The sequence below is a fragment of the Streptomyces sp. NPDC093111 genome (genome assembly GCF_040683955.1).
Lineage (GTDB): Bacteria > Actinomycetota > Actinomycetes > Streptomycetales > Streptomycetaceae > Streptomyces.
The window spans coordinates 37,318-56,512 of sequence record NZ_JBFBNW010000021.1 but is presented as its reverse complement, the minus strand read 5'-3'; the positions used below and the strand labels follow the sequence as shown (position 1 = coordinate 56,512).

At 74.4% G+C, this 19,195-nt stretch carries 17 protein-coding genes; 2 read left to right on the top strand and 15 right to left on the bottom strand.

Annotation, left to right across the window (positions count from 1 at the left end; all coding sequences use genetic code 11):
• Positions 1-89: 89 nt before the first annotated feature.
• The 10 genes from AB0Q96_RS31120 to AB0Q96_RS31075 all read right to left on the bottom strand — a co-directional run bounded on the left by AB0Q96_RS31120 (position 90) and on the right by AB0Q96_RS31075 (position 9,977).
• Positions 90-1,442, bottom strand: a complete 1,353-nt coding sequence (locus AB0Q96_RS31120; protein WP_365331283.1) for a GTP-binding protein — start codon at positions 1,440-1,442, stop codon at positions 90-92.
• Positions 1,442-2,377 (bottom strand): sulfate adenylyltransferase subunit CysD, encoded by a 936-nt coding sequence (cysD, locus tag AB0Q96_RS31115; RefSeq protein ID WP_365331281.1) that lies wholly within the window; start codon positions 2,375-2,377, stop codon positions 1,442-1,444. The genes AB0Q96_RS31120 and cysD overlap by 1 nt, the downstream gene beginning before the upstream one ends.
• Complete coding sequence (cysC, locus tag AB0Q96_RS31110; protein ID WP_365331279.1) at positions 2,374-2,952, bottom strand: adenylyl-sulfate kinase; 579 nt, start codon at positions 2,950-2,952, stop codon at positions 2,374-2,376. Before cysC ends, cysD begins: the two co-directional genes overlap by 4 nt.
• On the bottom strand, positions 2,952-3,668 hold the full coding sequence (locus tag AB0Q96_RS31105; protein WP_365331277.1) for a phosphoadenylyl-sulfate reductase: 717 nt from the start codon (positions 3,666-3,668) through the stop codon (positions 2,952-2,954). Before AB0Q96_RS31105 ends, cysC begins: the two co-directional genes overlap by 1 nt.
• Positions 3,665-3,844 (bottom strand): hypothetical protein, encoded by a 180-nt coding sequence (locus tag AB0Q96_RS31100; RefSeq protein ID WP_365331275.1) that lies wholly within the window; start codon positions 3,842-3,844, stop codon positions 3,665-3,667. Before AB0Q96_RS31100 ends, AB0Q96_RS31105 begins: the two co-directional genes overlap by 4 nt.
• Entirely contained in the window at positions 3,841-5,538 is a 1,698-nt protein-coding gene (locus AB0Q96_RS31095) for a nitrite/sulfite reductase (protein WP_365331273.1), read from the bottom strand. The genes AB0Q96_RS31100 and AB0Q96_RS31095 overlap by 4 nt, the downstream gene beginning before the upstream one ends.
• 126 nt (positions 5,539-5,664) lie before the next feature.
• On the bottom strand, positions 5,665-5,748 hold the full coding sequence (locus tag AB0Q96_RS31090) for a putative leader peptide (protein ID WP_351188065.1): 84 nt from the start codon (positions 5,746-5,748) through the stop codon (positions 5,665-5,667).
• A 156-nt stretch (positions 5,749-5,904) separates the two neighbouring features.
• Positions 5,905-6,474 carry a GNAT family N-acetyltransferase gene (locus tag AB0Q96_RS31085; protein ID WP_365331271.1) on the bottom strand — a complete coding sequence of 190 codons (570 nt, stop codon included), beginning with the start codon at positions 6,472-6,474 and terminating at the stop codon, positions 5,905-5,907.
• A gap of 226 nt (positions 6,475-6,700) precedes the next feature.
• Positions 6,701-8,008, bottom strand: coding sequence for a GAF domain-containing protein (locus AB0Q96_RS31080; RefSeq protein WP_365331269.1), 1,308 nt, complete (start codon positions 8,006-8,008; stop codon positions 6,701-6,703).
• A 331-nt stretch (positions 8,009-8,339) separates the two neighbouring features.
• Entirely contained in the window at positions 8,340-9,977 is a 1,638-nt protein-coding gene (locus AB0Q96_RS31075) for an acyl-CoA dehydrogenase family protein (protein ID WP_365331267.1), read from the bottom strand.
• A 17-nt stretch (positions 9,978-9,994) separates the two neighbouring features.
• Between AB0Q96_RS31075 and AB0Q96_RS31070 the strand changes: the two genes are divergently transcribed.
• Positions 9,995-11,125, top strand: coding sequence for a YihY/virulence factor BrkB family protein (locus tag AB0Q96_RS31070; protein WP_365331265.1), 1,131 nt, complete (start codon positions 9,995-9,997; stop codon positions 11,123-11,125).
• 40 nt (positions 11,126-11,165) lie between these two features.
• Here the strand turns inward: AB0Q96_RS31070 and AB0Q96_RS31065 are convergent, their stop codons facing one another.
• Genes AB0Q96_RS31065 through AB0Q96_RS31050 form a run of 4 tightly spaced genes read right to left on the bottom strand, consistent with a single transcriptional unit; the run spans position 11,166 to position 17,936 of the window.
• Entirely contained in the window at positions 11,166-14,606 is a 3,441-nt protein-coding gene (locus AB0Q96_RS31065) for an SAV_2336 N-terminal domain-related protein (RefSeq protein ID WP_365331263.1), read from the bottom strand.
• Positions 14,596-15,618, bottom strand: a complete 1,023-nt coding sequence (locus tag AB0Q96_RS31060; RefSeq protein WP_365331261.1) for a MoxR family ATPase — start codon at positions 15,616-15,618, stop codon at positions 14,596-14,598. The genes AB0Q96_RS31065 and AB0Q96_RS31060 overlap by 11 nt, the downstream gene beginning before the upstream one ends.
• 36 nt (positions 15,619-15,654) lie before the next feature.
• The gene (locus AB0Q96_RS31055) at positions 15,655-17,484 is read right to left on the bottom strand and encodes a trypsin-like peptidase domain-containing protein (RefSeq protein ID WP_365331259.1); all 1,830 of its coding nucleotides are present in this window, start codon (positions 17,482-17,484) and stop codon (positions 15,655-15,657) included.
• Positions 17,484-17,936 (bottom strand): CU044_2847 family protein, encoded by a 453-nt coding sequence (locus AB0Q96_RS31050; RefSeq protein WP_365331257.1) that lies wholly within the window; start codon positions 17,934-17,936, stop codon positions 17,484-17,486. The genes AB0Q96_RS31055 and AB0Q96_RS31050 overlap by 1 nt, the downstream gene beginning before the upstream one ends.
• A 106-nt stretch (positions 17,937-18,042) precedes the next feature.
• Here AB0Q96_RS31050 and AB0Q96_RS31045 point away from each other — a divergent pair, with 106 nt between their 5' ends.
• Entirely contained in the window at positions 18,043-18,765 is a 723-nt protein-coding gene (locus tag AB0Q96_RS31045) for a helix-turn-helix domain-containing protein (protein ID WP_365331255.1), read from the top strand.
• On the opposite strand, the gene AB0Q96_RS31040 is transcribed toward AB0Q96_RS31045, so the two are convergent.
• Complete coding sequence (locus AB0Q96_RS31040) at positions 18,717-19,154, bottom strand: VOC family protein (RefSeq protein WP_365331253.1); 438 nt, start codon at positions 19,152-19,154, stop codon at positions 18,717-18,719. The genes AB0Q96_RS31045 and AB0Q96_RS31040 overlap by 49 nt on opposite strands.
• Positions 19,155-19,195: the final 41 nt, after the last annotated feature.

Here is a 19,195-nt window from a genome sequence, read left to right as displayed (position 1 = left end):
CGCGACACCTCCCCGGCCCGCGCCGAGCGCACCGGAACCCACCCGGCCGCCCTCCTTCGCGAAGGTGGCCCAGAAGTCCTGAATCATCGTCAGAAGTCCCATCCTTCTTCGGTGTCCGTGGCGTCCGCCGCCACGACGGCCCCGGTCGAGGCGAACGACTCGCCCGCCATGCCGGCCGCGAGCGTGGTGCCGTCCGAGGGGTCGATCAGCAGGAACGAACCCGTCCGGCGCGAGTCGGCGTACGCGTCGAGCGCGAGCGGCTCGGCGGTACGGACCCGGACCCGGCCGATGTCGTTGGCGACCAGCTGCCCGGGCTCCGGGTGCTGGGAGAGGTCGTCCAGGGTGAGCCGGGACGGGATCTCCTTCACGATCGCCTTGACCGTGCGGGTGGTGTGCTTCAGGAGCACCCGCTGCCCGACGGCCAGCGGCCGGTCCGCCACGTGGCAGACGGTCGCCTCGACGTCCTGGCTGGTGGACGGGGCGTCGCCGACCGGGGCGAGCAGGTCACCGCGGGAGATGTCGATGTCGTCGGCCAGCCGGATCGTCACCGACTGCGGCGCCCACGCGATGTCCACGGACTCGCCCAGGGCGTCGATCCCGGCGATCGTCGTCGTCCGGCCCGAGGGCAGCACGGTGATCTCCTCGCCGACGCGGAAGGCACCGGCCGCGATCTGGCCCGCGTAGCCCCGGTAGTCCGGGTGCTCCGCCGTCTGCGGGCGGATCACGTACTGCACCGGGAAACGCGCGTGGCAGGCCGTCAGGTCGTGGCTGACCGGGACGGTCTCCAGGTGCTCCAGGACCGTCGGACCGCCGTACCAGTCCATGTTGGCCGACGGCTCCACCACGTTGTCACCGGCGAGCGCCGAGATCGGGATCGCGGTGATCTCCGGGACGCCCAGCTCGGAGGCGTAGGTGGTGAACTCCTCGGCGATGGAGGCGAAGACGGTCTCCCGGTACTCGACCAGGTCCATCTTGTTCACCGCCAGCACCACGTGCGGCACCCGCAGCAGGGCGGCCACCGCCGCGTGCCGGCGGGTCTGCTCCACGACGCCGTTGCGGGCGTCGACGAGGACCACGGCCAGCTCGGCCGTCGAGGCGCCCGTCACCATGTTCCGGGTGTACTGCACGTGCCCGGGGGTGTCGGCGAGGATGAACCGGCGCCGCGGCGTCGCGAAGTAGCGGTACGCGACGTCGATGGTGATGCCCTGCTCCCGCTCGGCCCGCAGGCCGTCGGTGAGCAGCGCCAGGTCCGGAGCCTCCTGGCCGCGCGAACGCGAGGCGTGCTCCACGGCCTCCAGCTGGTCCGCCAGGACCGACTTGGAGTCGTGCAGGAGCCGGCCCACCAGGGTGGACTTGCCGTCGTCGACGGACCCGGCGGTGGCGAAGCGCAGCAGGGTGGTGGCCGCGAGCTCGGCGGCCGGCTGCTCGGTGGACGTGCTCATTAGAAGTACCCCTCGCGCTTGCGGTCTTCCATCGCGGCCTCGGACATCTTGTCGTCCGCGCGGGTGGCCCCGCGCTCGGTGAGCCGGGAGGCGGCGATCTCCGTGATGACGGCGTCCAGCGTGGTGGCGTCGGAGTCCACCGCGCCCGTGCAGGACATGTCGCCGACCGTGCGGTAGCGGATCTGCCGGGTCACGACGGTCTCGGACTCCTTCGGGCCGCCCCACTCGCCCGCCGTCAGCCACATGCCGTTGCGCTGGAACACCTCGCGCTCGTGCGCGAAGTAGATCTCCGGCAGCTCGATCCGCTCGCGCTGGATGTACTGCCACACGTCCAGCTCGGTCCAGTTGGAGAGCGGGAAGACCCGGACGTGCTCGCCGGCGGCGTGCCGGCCGTTGTACAGCTGCCACAGCTCGGGCCGCTGCCGGCGCGGGTCCCACTGGGAGAACTCGTCGCGGAGGCTGAACACCCGCTCCTTGGCGCGGGCCTTCTCCTCGTCGCGCCGCCCGCCGCCGAACACGGCGTCGAAGCGGTGCTGCTGGATCGCCTCCGTCAGCGGGACGGTCTGCAGCGGGTTGCGGGTGCCGTCGGGACGCTCGCGCAGCTTGCCCGCGTCGATGTACTCCTGCACGGAGGCCACGTGCAGCCGCAGCCCGTGCCGGGCCACGGCCCGGTCGCGGTACTCGAGGACCTCGGGGAAGTTGTGCCCGGTGTCGACGTGCAGCAGCGTGAAGGGGACCGGCGCCGGGGCGAAGGCCTTCAGCGCCAGGTGCAGCATGACGATCGAGTCCTTGCCGCCGGAGAAGAGGATCACCGGCCGCTCGAACTCGCCCGCCACCTCGCGGAAGATGTGGACGGCCTCCGACTCCAGGGAGTCGAGGTGCGACAGCGCGAACGGGCTGTCGGTCGCCTCGTGGACATGAGCGACAGTGGTCACAGCAGACCCCTCTCGGTGAGCAGCGCGTGGAGCTGCGCCGCGGACTCCTGCACGGTCTGGGTGTGGGACTCGATCCGCAGATCCGGGTTCCGCGGCTCGTCGTACGGGTCGTCGACGCCGGTGAGACCGCTGATCTCACCCGCGGCCTGCTTGGCGTACAGGCCCTTCACGTCCCGCACCGAGCACACGTCCACCGGAGTGGCGACGTGCACCTCGACGTACGGGGTGTCCTGGGCCGCGTGGCGCTTGCGGACCGCCTCGCGGCTGTCCTCGTACGGCGCGATGACCGGGACCAGGACCGTCACGCCGTTCGAGGCGAGCAGTTCCGCGACGAAGCCGATGCGCTGCACGTTGGTGTGCCGGTCCTCGCGGCTGAAGCCGAGGCCCGCGGAGAGGAACTCCCGGATCTCGTCGCCGTCGAGGATCTCGACGCGCTGCCCTTCGGCGCGCAGCCGGCCGGCCAGCTCGTACGCGATGGTCGTCTTGCCGGCGCTCGGCAGGCCGGTGAGCCAGACGGTGGCACCGGTCACGTGGTTCTCCTGGGAGGTCTCGGTGTGGGGGGTGTCGATGGTCATCAGGCGTGCAGTCCGCACTCGGTCTTGGCCCGGCCGGCCCAGCGGCCGGCCCGTGCGTCCTCGCCGTCCTCGACCCGGCGGGTGCAGGGGGCGCAGCCGACGGAGGCGTAACCGTCCATGAGGAGCGGGTTGGTGAGCACCCCGTGCTCCAGGACGTACGCGTCCACGTCGTCCTGGGTCCAGCGGGCGATGGGGGAGATCTTGACCTTCCGCCGCTTCTCGTCCCAGCCGACGACCGGGGTGTTCGCCCGGGTCGGGGACTCGTCGCGGCGCAGGCCGGTGGCCCACGCGGTGTACGCGGTCAGGCCCTCCTCCAGCGGCTTGACCTTGCGCAGCGCGCAGCACAGGTCGGGGTCGCGCTCGAACAGCTTGGCGCCGTACTCGGCGTCCTGCTCCTCGACCGTCTGACGCGGGGTCAGGGTGATGACGTTGACGTCCATGACGGCGTCGACCGCGTCACGGGTGCCGATCGTCTCGGGGAAGTGGTAGCCGGTGTCGAGGAAGACGACGTCGACTCCGGGCAGGGCGCGGGAGGCGAGGTGGGCGACGACCGCGTCCTCCATGGAGGAGGTGACGCAGAAGCGCTCGCCGAAGGTGCCGGCCGCCCACTGGAGGATCTCCAGCGCGGAGGCGTCCTCCAGCTCGCGGCCGGCCTGCTCGGCGAGTGCCTGGAGGTCGGCCGCGGTGGCGTCCTGCGGAATCCGAGTGCCCGTCATATCTGTTTCCTCCCAGAGGTGTTGCCCGAAGTCTCCGGGGCGAGGAGCCCCAGGAACTTCAGCTGGAAGGCTCGACTGCAGGCCCTGCATTCCCACGCTCCGTGGCCCTGCTCGTGCGGACGCAGGTCCTCGTCCCCGCAGTAGGGGCAGTGGAAGGGGGCGGCTCGCTCGCTCACGACAGCGCCTCCTCGGACGCGCGCGCCGCCCAGGTGGCGAAGCGCTCGCCGTCCTCGCGCTCCGCCTGGAAGCGCGAGAGGACCCGCTCGACGTAGTCGGGCAGCTCGGCCGAGGTGACCTTGAGGCCGCGGACCTTGCGGCCGAAGCCGGCCTCCAGGCCGAGCGCGCCGCCGAGGTGGACCTGGTAGCCCTCGACCCGGTTGCCGTCGTCGTCCAGGACCAGCTGGCCCTTGAGGCCGATGTCGGCGACCTGGATGCGGGCGCAGGCGTTCGGGCAGCCGTTGATGTTGATGGTGATCGGCTCGTCGAACTCCGGGATGCGGCGCTCCAGTTCCTCGATGAGTGAGGCGCCGCGGGCCTTGGTCTCGACGATGGCCAGCTTGCAGAACTCGATGCCGGTGCAGGCCATCGTGCCGCGCCGGAACGGCGAGGGGGTCACCCGCAGGTCCAGGGACTCCAGGGCGGAGACGATCGAGTCGACCTGCGCCTCCTCGATGTCCAGGACGATCATCTTCTGCTCGGCGGTGGTGCGGACCCGGCCCGAGCCGTGCGCCTCGGCGATCTCGGCGATCTTGGTGAGGGTGGTGCCGTCGACCCGGCCGACGCGCGGGGCGAAGCCCACGTAGAAGCGTCCGTCGAGCTGCTTGTGGACGCCCACGTGGTCGCGCCAGCGGCCGGCCGGCTGCTCGGGGGCGGGCCCGTCGGCCAGCTTGCGCTTGAGGTACTCGTCCTCCAGGACCTGGCGGAACTTCTCCGGGCCCCAGTCGGCGACCAGGAACTTCAGGCGGGCGCGGGTGCGCAGCCGGCGGTAGCCGTAGTCGCGGAAGATCGAGATGACGCCCTCGTAGACGTCGGGCACCTCGTCCAGGGAGACCCAGGTGCCGAGCCGGACGCCCAGCTTGGGGTTGGTGGAGAGGCCGCCGCCGACCCAGACGTCGAAGCCGGGGCCGTGCTCCGGGTGGTTCACGCCGACGAAGGCGATGTCGTTGATCTCGTGCGCCACGTCGAGCAGGGGCGAGCCGGAGACCGCGGACTTGAACTTCCGGGGCAGGTTGGAGAAGTCGGGGTTGCCGACGATGCGCCGGTAGATCTCCTCGACGGCGGGGGTGCCGTCGATGATCTCGTTCTCGGCGATGCCGGCGACGGGGGAGCCGAGGATGACGCGCGGGGTGTCGCCGCAGGCTTCCGTGGTGGAGAGGCCGACCGCCTCCAGGCGGTTCCAGATCTCCGGGACGTCCTCGATCCGGATCCAGTGGTACTGGACGTTCTGCCGGTCGGTGAGGTCGGCGGTGCCGCGCGCGAACTCCTGCGAGATCTCGCCGATGACCCGCAGCTGCTCGGTGGTCAGCCGGCCGCCGTCGATGCGGACGCGGAGCATGAAGTACTCGGCGTCCAGCTCCTCCGGCTCCAGGACACCGGTCTTGGTGCCGTCCAGGCCCTCGCGGCGCTGGGTGTACAGGCCCCACCAGCGCATCCGGCCGCGCAGGTCGTTGGGGTCGATGGAGTCGAATCCACGCTTGGAGTAGATCGTCTCAATACGTGTCCGTACATTGAGACCGTCGTCGTCCTTCTTGAACTGCTCATTGCCGTTCAGCGGGGTGAAGTGCCCCGCGGCCCACTGACCCTCGCCGCGGTGGCGCCCGGTCTTGCGGCGAGCGGCTGCGGGAGTGGGGTTTTCCGGGGTGGCGGCCATGGCGATATGTCCTTCGGGACTGCGGGAGGGCGGCTCTGACCTGCACACTCGCGCTCAGGATGGAGGGCGGCGCGACAGTGCGCAGAGAAAGGGACTGCAGGAAGATGCGCGGCGGTGCTGGTTCGATCAGCGCGCCGAACAGATGGCGCTGGACATGCGGCCGAGGTCGACGTGCCGCCGACTCACCAAGGCAATTCCAGTTCCAGACATGACGGAAGCGTGTCACGGGACTTTGGACCCAGTCCAGCATTATCCATAATGTGGACATCAATGTCTCGACAGGCGAGATGGTGTGGTCTGGGTCACGCGAAAGGGGCCCAGTTCAGGGCCCCTTCGGAGAGTGGTCGGAGAGTGGAACGCGATGGCTCAGGCGTGCGCGCCCGGCCAGGGCCCCGGGTTGGCCGGCTCCTCGATCTCCTCGACCTTCGTGTCGAACAGGCGGAAGCCCCGGCGCTCGTAGTTGCCCATCGCGTGCGGGCCGTCCAGGGAGCAGGTGTGCAGCCAGACCCGCTTGGTCGGCTCGCGGTCCGGCCAGCGCTCGGCCAGGTCCCAGGCGCGCTCCACCCCGTACGACAGCAGACGGCCGCCGATCCGCCGCCCCCGGAAGGCGGGGATCAGGCCGAAGTAGACGATCTCCACGACCCCGTCGTCCTGCGGGTCCAGCTCGACGTAGCCGGCCGGCGTCCCGTTCTCGTACGCCACCCAGATCTCGGCGCCCGGCTTCTCCACGATCGCCTGCCACTGCGGGTACGTCAGCGACAGCCGGTCGGTCCAGCGGATGTCGCCGCCGACCGCGGTATAGAGGAAGCGGCTGAACTCCGCCGAGGGCACCCCGGCCCGCTCGATCCGCAGCTCGACGCCCTCCGGCGGGGCGACCGGGTTCAGATCGGACGGCGAGGTCTGTTCCAGCGACCAGGTGGTGAGAGTGATGCTCATGGGCTTATCGCATCACGCGGAGCGGCGGATTCCTACAGGTGACGGGGGCGGGCCGGGTGTCCTCGGACACATTGTCCGCCATGCGGACGGGTCGCGGACGGGGCGCGGACGGGTCCTGGAGGGCTCGCGGACGGCTCCCTCGGGAAGGCCGTGCGTACGCGGAAGGTAGGGGTCGGGTGCGGGAGCCGGGGCCGCCGGGCTCCGGGTCCCCGGTCTCGCGGCCCCGTCAGCCCCGCGGCCCCGTCGCCGTGCGCGCCGCCAGGACGGCCGGGGCCGTGGACTGGGGCAGCAGGTCCGCCGGGTGGGCGGGGCGGCGCAGCTCCACCTCGACCTTTTCGCCGAAGCGGTACGGACGGTGGGCGAGGACACCCGCCAGATGGCGCCGCACCCGCGACATCTCGGCCCGTACCGTCACCGTCCGCGTCCGGTCCCCGAACACGTCCTGGGCCAGCTCCGCCGCCGTCCGGCCCTCCGGATGCGAGGCCAGCACGTACAGCAGCTCGGCGTGCCGCGGGCTCAGCTCCTGGGACCAGCTGCCGACCGCGCCCGACACCGACACCGTGCAGCGGCGAGGCCCGGTCAGGTCCAGCACCACCCGGCTCACCGCGCCCGAGGCGGCGTCGGCCGCCCGCGGCTCCTCCTCGACCCGCAGCAGCCAGCCGCCCGGCAGCGGCTCCACCGCGCACATGCCCAGCGAGGGCAGCCACACCCGGCCGGCCCGGAACGACTTGGGCAGCACCAGCCGGTCCACCGGCGCCATCCCGGTCACCGCCGCCGTCCAGCCGTGCGTGTCGACGGCGACGGCCCGGCCGCCCACCCGGCACAGGATCGGCGCCGCCACCGAACGCAGCCGCTCGATCGACCGCAGATGCCGCTGCCGCATCTCCGCCTCGGCGAGCTGTGCCACCGAGGCGACCAGCGCCAGCGTCGCCGGATGGAAGCTGGACGCCGGACCGCTCACGTCGACGATGCCGAGCAGCCGCCGGTCGCGCGGATCGTGCACGGGCGCGGCGGCGCAGGTCCAGTTGTGCAGGGTGTGCACGTAGTGCTCGGCCGAGTGGACCTGCACGGCCCGGTCCATCGCCAGTGCCGTGCCCACCGCGTTCGTCCCGGTCGACTGCTCGCTCCAGGCCGCGCCCTCCTCCAGACAGATCCCGTTCGCCTGGCGCAGCACCCCCAGGTTGCCCTCGCGCCACAGCACCCGGCCCTGCTCGTCCGTCACGACCATGATCTGCAGCGAGGCGTCGGCGATCCCGGCCAGACCCGCGCTCAGCGTCCGCATCACCTCGCCGAGCACCGTCGCCCGGCGCCGCTGCTCCAGCTCCTCGCGCTCCAGGAGCACCGTGCTCGTGGTCTGGTCCGGGTCGAGGCCGATCCGGAACATGCGCTGCCAGGACGCGTCGATGACGGGGCGGGGCGCCACCGGCGGCGTCCGGCCGGCCAGCGTCTCCTCGCGCACCCGGTGCAGCAGCCGGCTCGCCTTGCCGGCGTCCATCGCGGCGAGCCGGTTCAGGTCCAGCTTCTTGTTGTTCATCGGTCCTCCCCGCTCCCGCGCGGTGCTGTATCGGTTCTGCCCTCGGCCCGTACCCGGTCCCGGGTCCTGCCGCCCATGGTGCCGCTCCGGAGAGCGACGCGCGGGGTGCTTCGGGTAATCCTGCAACCCCTTGCAACTCTGGCGACCCCCGCCCCCGTCGAGGAGTCTGGAGCCGAAGCGGAGGGTGGTGCCGTGTCGGCGCAGCACCACCCTCGGCTTTTCCGCGCGTGCCGGCCTCCCCGGAGCGCCCGCCGCCCGGCGGCCGCCTCCACGGGTCCACCCCTGGGCACGCGCGGACATCACCCCGAAGACGGGCCGACCGCACGCGCGTTCACGCGGCCGGTCGGGCCCGCTCGACCACCGCCGCCAGGTCCAGCGTGTGCGGCAGCGTCCCGAACGACGCCCCCCAGTCCCCGCCGAGACGCGAGGCGCAGAACGCGTCCGCCACCTCGGGCGGCGCCCACCGCACCAGCAGCGCCCCCTGGAGCACCCGCGCCATCCGCTCCACGAGCCGCCGGGCCCGTGCCTCGATGCCCTCCAGGTCCGCGAGCTCCGCCAGCATGTCCCGGATCGCCCGGTCCAGCCGGTGGTCCGCGCCGCGTGCCCGCCCCACCTCGCCCAGGAAGGCGTTCAGGGCCGCCGGTTCCCGTTGCAGCACCCGCAGCACGTCGAGCGCCTGCACATTGCCCGCGCCCTCCCAGACCGAGTTCAGCGGCGACTCCCGCAGCAGCCGCGGCAGCCCCGACTCCTCCACGTACCCGTTCCCGCCCAGGCACTCCAGCGCCTCCGCCACCACCGGCACGCACCGCTTCGTCACCCAGAACTTCGCCACCGGCACCGCGATCCGCAGCAGCGCCCGGTCCGCCTCGCTCCCGCCGTCGTACGCCGCCGCGAGCCGCAGCCCCAGCACCGTCGCCGCCTCCGACTCCAGCGCCAGATCGGCGAGCACGTTGCGCATCAGCGGCTTGTCCACGAGCAGCCCGCCGAACGCGCTGCGGTACGAGGCGTGGTGCACCGCCTGCGCCACCGCCTGCCGCATCAGCGCCGCCGAGCCCAGCACGCAGTCGAGCCGGGTCGCCGCCACCATCCCGATGATCGTGCGCACCCCGCGCCCCTCCTCGCCGACCCGGCGCGCCCAGGTGGACCCGTCGAACTCCACCTCGGCGGAGGCGTTCGACCGGTTGCCCAGCTTGTCCTTGAGCCGCTGGATCGCGAACGCGTTCCGCGTGCCGTCCGGCAGCACCCGCGGCACCAGGAAACAGGTCAGCCCGCCGGGCGCCTGAGCCAGCACCAGGAACCCGTCCGACATCGGCGCCGAACAGAACCACTTGTGCCCCGTCAGGACGTACGCCCCGTCCTCCGCCAGCGGCTCCGCCCGGGTGGTGTTCGCCCGGACGTCGCTGCCACCCTGCTTCTCCGTCATCCCCATCCCGAGCAGCACGCCCGTCTTCTCCAGCGGCGGCCGCAGCCCCTGCTCGTACACCCGGGAGGCGATCAGCGGCTCCCAGACCGCCGCCAGTTCCGGCTCGGCCCGCAGCGCCGGCACCGCCGCGTGCGTCATCGACAGCGGACAGCCGTGGCCCGCCTCCACCTGCGAGGCCAGCAGGAAGCCCGCCGCCCGCCGCACATGCCCGCCCGGCCGGTCCCACGCGTCGGTCAGCCCCGCCGCCACCCCGCGCCCGAGCAGCCGGTGCCAGGCCGGATGGAACTCCACCTCGTCGATCCGGTGGCCGTACCGGTCGTGGGTCCGCAACCGGGGCGCACACGCGTTCGCGAGCGTCCCCCACTCCAGTGCCTGGGCCGAGCCCGCGGCGACGCCGAAGGCCACGAGCTCCTCGCGCGCCTCGGCGTACAGCTCCGGCGGCAGATGCCGTTCGACGGCCTCCGCGAGGGCCCGGTCGGTCGAGAAGACGTCGTGGCCGACCAGGGGCGGAGCCTGGTTGGTCACGGTGTGGGTGCCGTCAGTCATGCCGATACGGTAAGGACGTGCAGGCAGCAAACGAAACACCCGAACGGCCCGAGCGGCGGCCCTGGAGCCGGCTCCACCGCGCTCGTGTCCTCTACCGCAACGTCTCGAAGCGGAAGATGGTCTGGCTGCTCCTGAAGGACACCGTGAACTCGTGCATCGAGTACCGCATCCTCGGGCTCGCCGCCGAAGCCGCGTTCTTCACCCTGTTGTCCCTGCCACCCCTGCTGCTCGGCCTGATCGCGCTCCTCGGCTACGCCGACGAATGGACCAACACCAACACCGTCTCCAGCATCGAGGAGAACATCCTCCACGCCGCCGGAACGGTCCTCTCCGACCGGGGCGTCAACGAGTTCGCCCGCCCCCTGCTGGAAGGGGTCACCCAGGGCAAACGGCCCGAGCTGATCTCCCTCGGCTTCGCCATCGCCCTCTGGTCCGGCTCCCGCGCCGTCAACGTCTTCATCGACACCATCACCGTCATGTACGGCCTCGACGGACACCGCGGCATCGTGAAGACGCGACTCCTCTCCTTCCTGCTCTACATCGTGGCCCTGCTCATCGGCGCCGTCGTGCTGCCGCTGGCCGTCGTCGGACCGGACCGGATCGTCGAGTTCGTCCCCTGGGGCACGGAAGTCGTCTCCGTCCTCTACTGGCCGACCGTCATCCTGCTCTCCATCGCCTTCCTGACGACCCTGTACCACGTGTCCGTCCCGGTCCGCTCCCCGTGGATCGAGGACATCCCCGGCGCGCTCGTCGCCCTCGGCATCTGGGTCCTCGGCAGCTTCGTCCTCCGCATCTACCTGACCAGCCAGGTCGAGGGCCCCACCATCTACGGCTCCCTCGCCGCCCCCATCGCCGTCCTCCTGTGGATCGGCATCTCCGCCTTCGCCGTCCTCGTGGGCGCCGCCGTCAACGCGGCCATCGACCGCGTCTGGCCCTCCGTCGCCACCGCCGCCGCCCGCGAGGCCAACGAACGCGCCCGCGCCGTCCAGGCCGCCGACCTGGTCGCCCGGCTCCGGGCGGAGGCCGACGACGTGGACGAGGACGACCCGGACATGCCGTCGGAGTTCCCCGAACGCTGGTCCCGGTTCCTGCCGCCGGACGACGTGAAGTCACGACTGCACTCGGGATGGGACAAGGACGCGCCCTAGGCCGTGTCCGGAAGTCCCGACGCGCCCTAGGGCCCGTCCCCTACGGCGGGGGCCGCCGCCGGAACAGGCGGGCCAGGAAGCCGCGGGGCCGCTCCGGGGCCGGCTCCTGCGGCCAGGGCACGGGAACCGAGGGCTGCGGCACCGACGTCACCGCTTCCTCCTCCCGCGGCGGAACGACCTTCAGCCACAGCCAGCCCTGCGGTCCGGGTCCCCAGCGCGCCCCCGTGCGGAGCCGCTCGGGCAGGGCGTCGTGGATCCACCGCGGATACCCGAGCAGCAGCAGCGGCCCCCGCTCGGCCGCCGCCCCGGCCTGCTCCGCCTGGGCCAGGATGACGTCCGCGAGGTCCCGCACGTCGGCCGTCTCGCCGGACACGGCCACCCGCAGGACGACGGGCCGTCGCGGTCCGGGCTTCCGCCAGTCGGAGAGGGCGGCGTCCGCCGCCAGCCGGACCGCCACCTCGGGCGGGAGGTCCGTGACATGGGTCATCGGCGTGGAGCCGACGCCCTCCAGCCCGAGGACCCGCAGCACGGACGCGAACTCCCTGATGGCGGAGCCCCCGGCGTCCGCACCCGAGGCGACGGCCAGCAGCCGCGCTCCCCGCGCCTGAGCCCCCTCGGAGAGCGCCGCCAGCTGTTCCTGCCAGCGGGCCCGCAGGCTCGTCAGCCGGCGCCGTTCCCGGCTCGCCCACCGTCCCGGCAGGCCCGCCAAGGGCTCCGACCGCCACAGCGCGAGGGCCGCCCGGTACAGCAGGGCGCCCGTCACGTGGTCGCCGCTCCGCGCGGCCTCGGCGGCACGCTCCGCCAGCCGCTCGGCGGTGGCCAGGTCGAAGCGCACCTCGGTCAGGTCGATCCGGGCCGACGACGAGCGCGTCTCGACGGGGTGGCCGTTGGCCTTCAGCAGCTCCAGACGGGCCATCACATCGGCGATGTGGGCGGGCTCGCCTGCGGTCTCGAAGGGCAGGGTCTCCACCTCGACGAACCGCCCCCCGGCCAGCAGCAGCGGCGCCAGGACGAGCGCGTCCCGCTCGGGCAGCGGGTCGAACCAGGCCTTGACCGGTCCGAGCACCCGGTAGTTCGGGCGGGGGACGGCGCCCCACGGGCGTGACCCGAGGCCCCGGACCAGCCCCGCCAGCCGCAGCACCGCGTCGCGGCGGTGGGCGGTGTGGTCGGACAGCAGGCCGAGGACGCTCTGGTCGAGACTGAGCGGCACGTCCGGCTGCACCTGCCGGGGGGACGGCAGGTCGTCGCCGTCGTCCGGCGGCGCCTGACCCGTGGCCATCTCGTACAACAGCCGGCCCAAGTCGTACAGGTCGTCCTCGGGCCGCTGCTCCGGCACCAGGGAGGGCTCGCCCAGGACGGGTTTCTCCTGCTCGTCCATCAGGACCCGGTCCGGCCGCACGGCGCCGTGCACGAACCCGGCATCGTGCAGCGCCAGGAGCGCGGCGGCGAGCTCCCCGGCCCCGAACAGGGCACGGAACGACGTCAGACCCCCGGGAGCCCCGGCCAGGACGTCCCGCAGCGTCCGGCCGGAGAGTCCCTGGAGGACGACGGCGCACCGGCCGCCGGTCTCGAAGCCGGCCAGGACGCGCACGAGATGAGGGTGCCCGGCGGCGCGCAAGGCTTCCACGCGGGCCGCGAAGCCCGGCGGCGGCGCGAAGGGATGGACCCGGACGAGGACCCGGCGGTCGTGCCCGTGGTCGTGCGCCGTCCACAGCTCCTCGCCCGCCGGGCCCGGCCGCAGCTCCAGGAGCTCGTACCGCCCGGCGAGCAGCCGCGACCGGGCGGCGTCCGGCTCCGGCGCGGCGTCGTCCGGCTCCGGCGTCGAGCGCCGCTCCGCCCTCGCGTCCGGCTCCACCGAGCCCGCCGCCGAGGCGGCCAACGAGCCGGCCGAGCCCGGCGGCACCCGCTCGGGCCCCCGCAGCAGCCGCACGCTCTCCTCGCTCACCAGCGCGAACGGCCGCCCCACCGCCCGGTCCGCGCCCCGCCCCTCCAGACTCTCCACCAGCGCGCGGAACTCGCCCGGCAGGGCGCCCGCGCGGGCGTCGATCTCGGCGCTGACGCGGGCCAGGAGTTCGGCCGTGCGGATCAGGGAGGTGCGGGGGAGGGCGCCGAGGAGGACCTCGCGGACGCCGGGACGGAACGCGTACGCGCCGGGGTCCGCGCCCGGGTGGGCGCGGAGCATCCCGCTGAGGACCACCTCCGCCAGGTGCTGCGGCTCGGGCCGCCGCTCCACCGCCGCCTGGACCAGCCGCATCACCGGCAGCCGCGCCGAGCCGACCGCCAGGTGCGCGGCCAGCCGGAACGCCTGCGGCGAGGCCAGGGCGCGGAAGCGCAGCACCAGTTCCTCGGGGTCGGTGTCCTCCGGGACGAGCGCGTCGTCCGGGGCGACCGGCCCGCGGGGCGTCACGAAGGCCGCCGCGCCCGGCACCTCCGCACCGGACGGGGAGGCGACCAGCTCCGCCCAGTGGCCGAGCCATACGTCGGTCGGCTCCAGGACGGGCAGCGGGACGCCCGCCCGGCCGGGTACGCCGTCGTACGGGGCGAACTCCAGGGCCGCGTTGGGGACGCCCGCGGCGGGCGACACGAACCGGCCCGGCACGGCGGGCGCCGCCGTGTGCCGCCACAGGCGCTCCGGCAGCGGCTGGAGCAGCGCGACCGGCGCCTCCCCGGCGAGCGCGGCGAGCGTGCCGCGCCACCGCACCCCGGCCGGCCCCTCGTGCCACTGCGGCCCCATCGCGTCGCTGACCACGAGCACCGCCGTACGGCCCCGCTCCCGGTGCCGACGGGGCAGCCGCCCGTCCTCGCCGAGCCGCAGCACGTCGAGGGTGCGGAACGCCCCGGTCTGCGCGAGGGCCGTGTGCAGTTCGCGCGCCAACGGGCGCCACATCGTCATCGTCGGGCCCGTGTCGAGGACGATCCGCAGATGCAGCCAGCGTTCCTGACGGGGCCGCAGCACCGGCAGCCACGCCCGCCGTCCGGCGCCGAGCGCGGCGATCCGGTCCGCGGTCGCGGTCTCGTCCAGCTCCCGTCCCGCCGCGCTCGGCACGGTCCGGCGCAGCGGGCGCAGCGAACGCTGGAGGGCGAGCGGGCGGGCCAGCATCGGCGGCGCGGGCGCCAGCAGGGGGCTGTGCGGGCGCGCGGCGGGTTCCGGCCGGGACTCGGGCCGCGGCGCGGACCTCGGCCCGGGCGCGGCGGCCGGGGCGTGCAGCGGCACCCGGGGCGCCGGGCCCGGGGCCGGCTCCGGACCGGGCGGAGCCGCGGGGAGCGCCGGCCGGAGCGGGTCCGAGCGCCGCAGGACCCGCGGCGCGGGCTCCGGCGTCCGCGGCTCCGGCCGCTCCACGGGACGCTCCGGCGTCCCCGTCTGCCGCGCCAGCCACAGCAGTTCCGCCAGCTCCCGCCCGGTGGGCGGCTCCTGTCCCGCCGCCGCCAGCAGGTCCGCCAGCGCGGTCAGCGCCTCCCCGGCCGCCCGGTCAGACGTCATCGACGTCCCAGGACTCCGCCGCCCGCCCCAGATACGGCATCAGCGCCTTCGCCAGCTCCTCGCGCGACCCCGCGTCCAGGCCGGCCGTCCGGGTCAGGTAGATCGCGTTGAGCAACTGGTCCGTGGCGAGCTCGCCCGCGCTGCCCCGGCGCAGGAACGTGTCGACGAGCGCGTGGTCCCGCTCGTCGAGCTCGCCCAGGTGCGCCCGCACGATGTCCTCCAGCTGCCGGCGCGGCGGCTGGTGCAGTTCGAGCCGCACACAGCGGCGCAGGAACGCCGGCGGGAACTCCCGCTCGCCGTTGCTGGTGAGGACGACGAACGGGAACGCCCGGCAGCGCACCTCCCCGTGCCGCACCGGCACCCGCTCCTCCGCGTCCGCCACCATCACCTCCGCCACCGGATGCGAACGGGCCGCCCGCACCAGCTCGGGGATCTCGTACTGCCCCTCCTCCAGGACGTGCAGCAGGTCGTTGGGGAGGTCGAGGTCGCTCTTGTCGATCTCGTCGACGAGCAGCACCCGGGGCCGCTCGTACGGCAGCAGCGCGGTACCCAGCGGGCCGAGCCGCAGATGGTCCTCGATCGCCGCCTCCCCGGGCGCCGGCTCACCGGAGCCCGCCCGCCCCGCCGCGTACAGCCGCGACAGCGGGTCGTAACGGTAGAGCCCGTCGGTCAGCGCCGTGCGGCTCGTCACGTTCCAGCGCAGCACCCGGCCCAGCCGCAGCTCGCGCGCCACCGCGTACGGCAGGCTGGACTTGCCGCTCCCCGGCGGGCCCGTCACCAGCAGCGGACGCCGCAGGTGCAGCGCCGCGTTGACCAACTGCACCGTCTCCGGCGTCGGCTGGTACGTCCGGGCCCGGTGCACCCGGCCCGGCGCGCCGCCCGCCGCGTCCTCCTCCCGCGCCGGCGGCAGCGCGGGCCCGCCGTCGAACGCGCGCCACGGCGGCGGCGCGGGCAGCGCGTCGACGCCGTCGTGCGGCGCGCTCGATCCGGTGTAGACGGGCCAGAGGGACATGCCTGTTGCTCCAAGGAGTGGGTACGGGGCGGCCGTTCAGCCGACGGGGGAGTGGCGCAGGGGGCGGACCTCGGGGAACCGGCGCGGGTCCTCCCACACCAGGGACACGTGCGCCGCCCAGTGCGGCTCGGGCCCCTCGTGCAGAAATGCCTCCTTGCGCAACCGGAAGACGAGGTCCGGGAGTTCACCCGGCGGGAGCCGGGAGATCCGCTCCGCGATCCGGTCCAGGAATCCGGAGCCCGAGCAGCTCCCCGTGCACGGCCCGCCCGGCGGACAGCCGTTGCGCGGCCACAGCACGATCGGCGCGGGCGCGTCCAGCGCCGCCCCGTACAGACTGCGCTCCCGGGACGCCGTCGGCGGCCGGGAGAAACCCACCGCGCCGCGCACGTCCTGGAGGAGCACCGACAGCTGCGCCGCGCCCTGCGGGGTGGCACAGGCGACCCGGTGCAGCGGCGAGCCGTCCTGCCGGTCCAGCTCCTCCCACACCCGCTTCAGCGCGAACTGCTGCCGCCCCTTGGACCGCCGGTCGTGATCGAGCACCACCACCGGCGAACTGCATCCGAGCGGCGGCTCCTTGCCCCGCCTGCGGGTCCACTGGTCGACGTCCTTGTTCAGCCACGACCGGGGCAGCGCGAACGCGATCAGCGGACGCCCGTCCACGATCTCCTCGTACGCCTCGTCGATCCGGTCCAGGACCCAGCCGCGCAACTTCGCGGCGAGGAGCCGCCGTTCGCTGACCAGGATCCGGTCCCCGCCCCGGTACACCGACACCTCGGCGATCACGGAGCCGCCGTCCGCGCCGCTGCGCCGCACCTCGACGAGGATCGGCGCCCACGGCAGCGGACCGCCCGGCGCGGCCACCGGCCCGGCCGGCCGGGCGCGCGCACGGTCGTCGCCGTGCGGGGCGTACGCCGCGGCCCCGTGCCGCGGCTCGTCGTCGTGCGAGAACACCGGACGGGGCCCCTGGTGCCGCTCCCGGTGCTCCCGCGCCCACCCCCGGAAGCCGCGCCGCAACTCCCCGTCGTCCATCAGATCGGCCACCCGCAGGGCGAGTTCGGCTAGCGGCACCCGGCCGCGCCCCGGCGTGGTCTCGGTGAGCAGGTGCCACACGCCCTGCCACAGGTCGCGGGGCGGCGCGGGCGGCAGCGCGGGCCCCAGCGGGCCGGTCGCCGCGGCGAGCAGCCGCTCCACCGGCACCGGCAGCGGCCCGGCCCGCTCCACCAGGTCGAGGAGCCCGCGCTTCTCCTCGGCGGAGCAGCCCGGGGTGGGCACCAGCGCGGCGAGGGCGGGGACGTACCGGGCCAGGATCCGGGCCGGGATGATCCGGGCGTTGCGCACCACCGGGTCGTACGAGGCGACCATCCCGACCACGGCCCCGTCGGCCGCCCGCATGGCCGCGGCCCCGCTGAACCCGTGCGAGGGCTCCTGCCCGTGGTCCTTCCAGTACTCCGCCTGCTGCCACTCGTCGTAGATCAGCTGCTCGGCCGAGGTCGTCCGCAGCTCCGTCTGGGCGCCCTCCCGCGCGTACCCCTCGGGGAAGCCGTACGCCACGAGCCGCGGGGGTTCCCCGTCCTCGCCGACGGCCTCGGGGCCCGCGAACACGATCGGCGGGACCGGCACCGGCCGGTCCAGGGTGAGCACCGCGACATCGCCGGGGTCGGTGCCGCCGCCGCCCCAGGGACCGCGCCGGACGACCCGGGCCGGCACCTCGCCGAGGCCGTGGGCGCCGGGGAACCACACGGTGGCGTCCGCGCGGCCGTCGACCACATGGGCGCAGGTCAGGACGGTGTCGGCGGCGACGAGGAACCCGGAGCCCAGCACCAGGCCCGCGCCGTCGACCCGCACGTGCCAGGCGGGGGAGCCCATCAACGCGGGCCGGCGGCGGCTCCGGCACCCGCCTCGGCGGCGCCCGGCGCGCCCGCTGAGCCCGTCGGTGCCGTGCCCGTCGTACCGGTAGAGGTGGCCGCCGGGGCCACCGCCGTGGCTTCGGCCCGCGGGCCGTCGCCGTCCGGCGTCCAGGACAGCTTCACCGTCAGATGCCCCTCCACGGCCGTCTTCGCGATCACCGCGCCCGCCTCGGCCGTCAGCTTCACCCCGAACTCCAGCTCCACCGCGTCCGGCCGGAGCGCACCGCCCCGGAACACGGCGAGCGCCGACTCGGCCGCCGCGCGGATCCCCACGAGCGCCTCGTCGAGCGTCTGGCCCGCCCGGACCAGGGAGTTCCCACCGCGGGAGACGGGCCGGGCGCCCGGCTGATCACCGTCCGCCTCGACCAGGACCGTGCCGTCCGCCGTGCCGAACTCCATGAGTGTGCCCACAACTACCCCCGTGGCCCGAACAGTTGGTTCGCACACCATTCTGTCCGACGGCCCCGCCCGTGTCAGCGGATCGGCGGCAGGGCCGGCCCCGGCCTACCCTGGAGGCGTGTACGAGGAGCGCCCCGCCCGACTCGCCGGCGCGGTCGTCTGGACCCGCGCCACCGGCCCCGCCGACCCCGGCACCCGCCCGGTCCTGCCGGACGGGTGCATGGACCTGATCTGGGCCGACGGCCGCCTGATGGTCGCGGGCCCGGACACCCGCGCGTACCGCCCGGAGGGCTTCGCCGCGCACTACGCGGGGCTGCGGTTCGCGCCCGGTGAGGCGCCCGGCGTGCTCGGCGTCGAGGCGAGCGCCCTGCGCGACCGGAGGGTCGACCTCGCCGACCTGTGGGGCGCCCGCGAGGCCCGCCGGCTCGCCGACGGCGTGACCGGCGCCGCCGACCGCGCGACCGCCCTGGAGGCCCTGGTGCTGCGCCGGGCCGCCGGGGCGCCCGCCCCCGATCCGCTGGTGCGGGCCGTGGTCGCCCGGCTGCGGGCGGGCGACGGGGTCGGCACCGCCGCCGACGCGGTCGGGCTCGGCGCCCGGCAGCTGCACCGGCGCTCGCTCGCGGCCTTCGGCTACGGGCCGAAGACGCTGGCCCGGATCCTGCGCTTGCAGCGGGCCCTCGCGCTGGTGCGGGCGGGCGTGCCGTACGCGGAGGCGGCGTACCGCGCGGGCTGCGTCGACCAGGCCCATCTGGCCCGCGAGATGCGGGCCCTGACGGGAACGACCCTGACGGACTACCGGGCGTCGGCGTCCGTGCCGGTGTCCGCGTCCCCGTCCGCGTAGAGCGACACCGCCGCCCCGTCCGGGTCGAGCACCACCGCGTACCGCTGGCCCCACACGGCGTCCCAGGGCTTGAGGTGCCCGCGGTGGCCGGCGTCCGTCAGGCTCGCGTAGACCGCGTCGACCTCGTCCGGGGCGGCGCAGCGGAAGGCTAGAGCGGCCCGGTCGCCGCCGGAGGGCCGGGTCCAGGACGGGTCGTAGGAGCGGACCGTCTCCTCGGTGTCCCACAGCACGCGCAGGCCGCCGGGCAGGGTCAGCTCCACGTGCGGGGCGTGCTCGGCGCCGGGCGGGAGGTCCAGGCCGAGCAGCCGGTAGAAGGCGAGGGAGGCGCCCATGTCGGAGGTGACCAGGCCGATGACGTCGAGGCGCGGGGTGGGTCGCGTGGTGTCCATGCCCCCGAACGTAGACGGCCCCGGCGCCGCCCGTCTTGTAC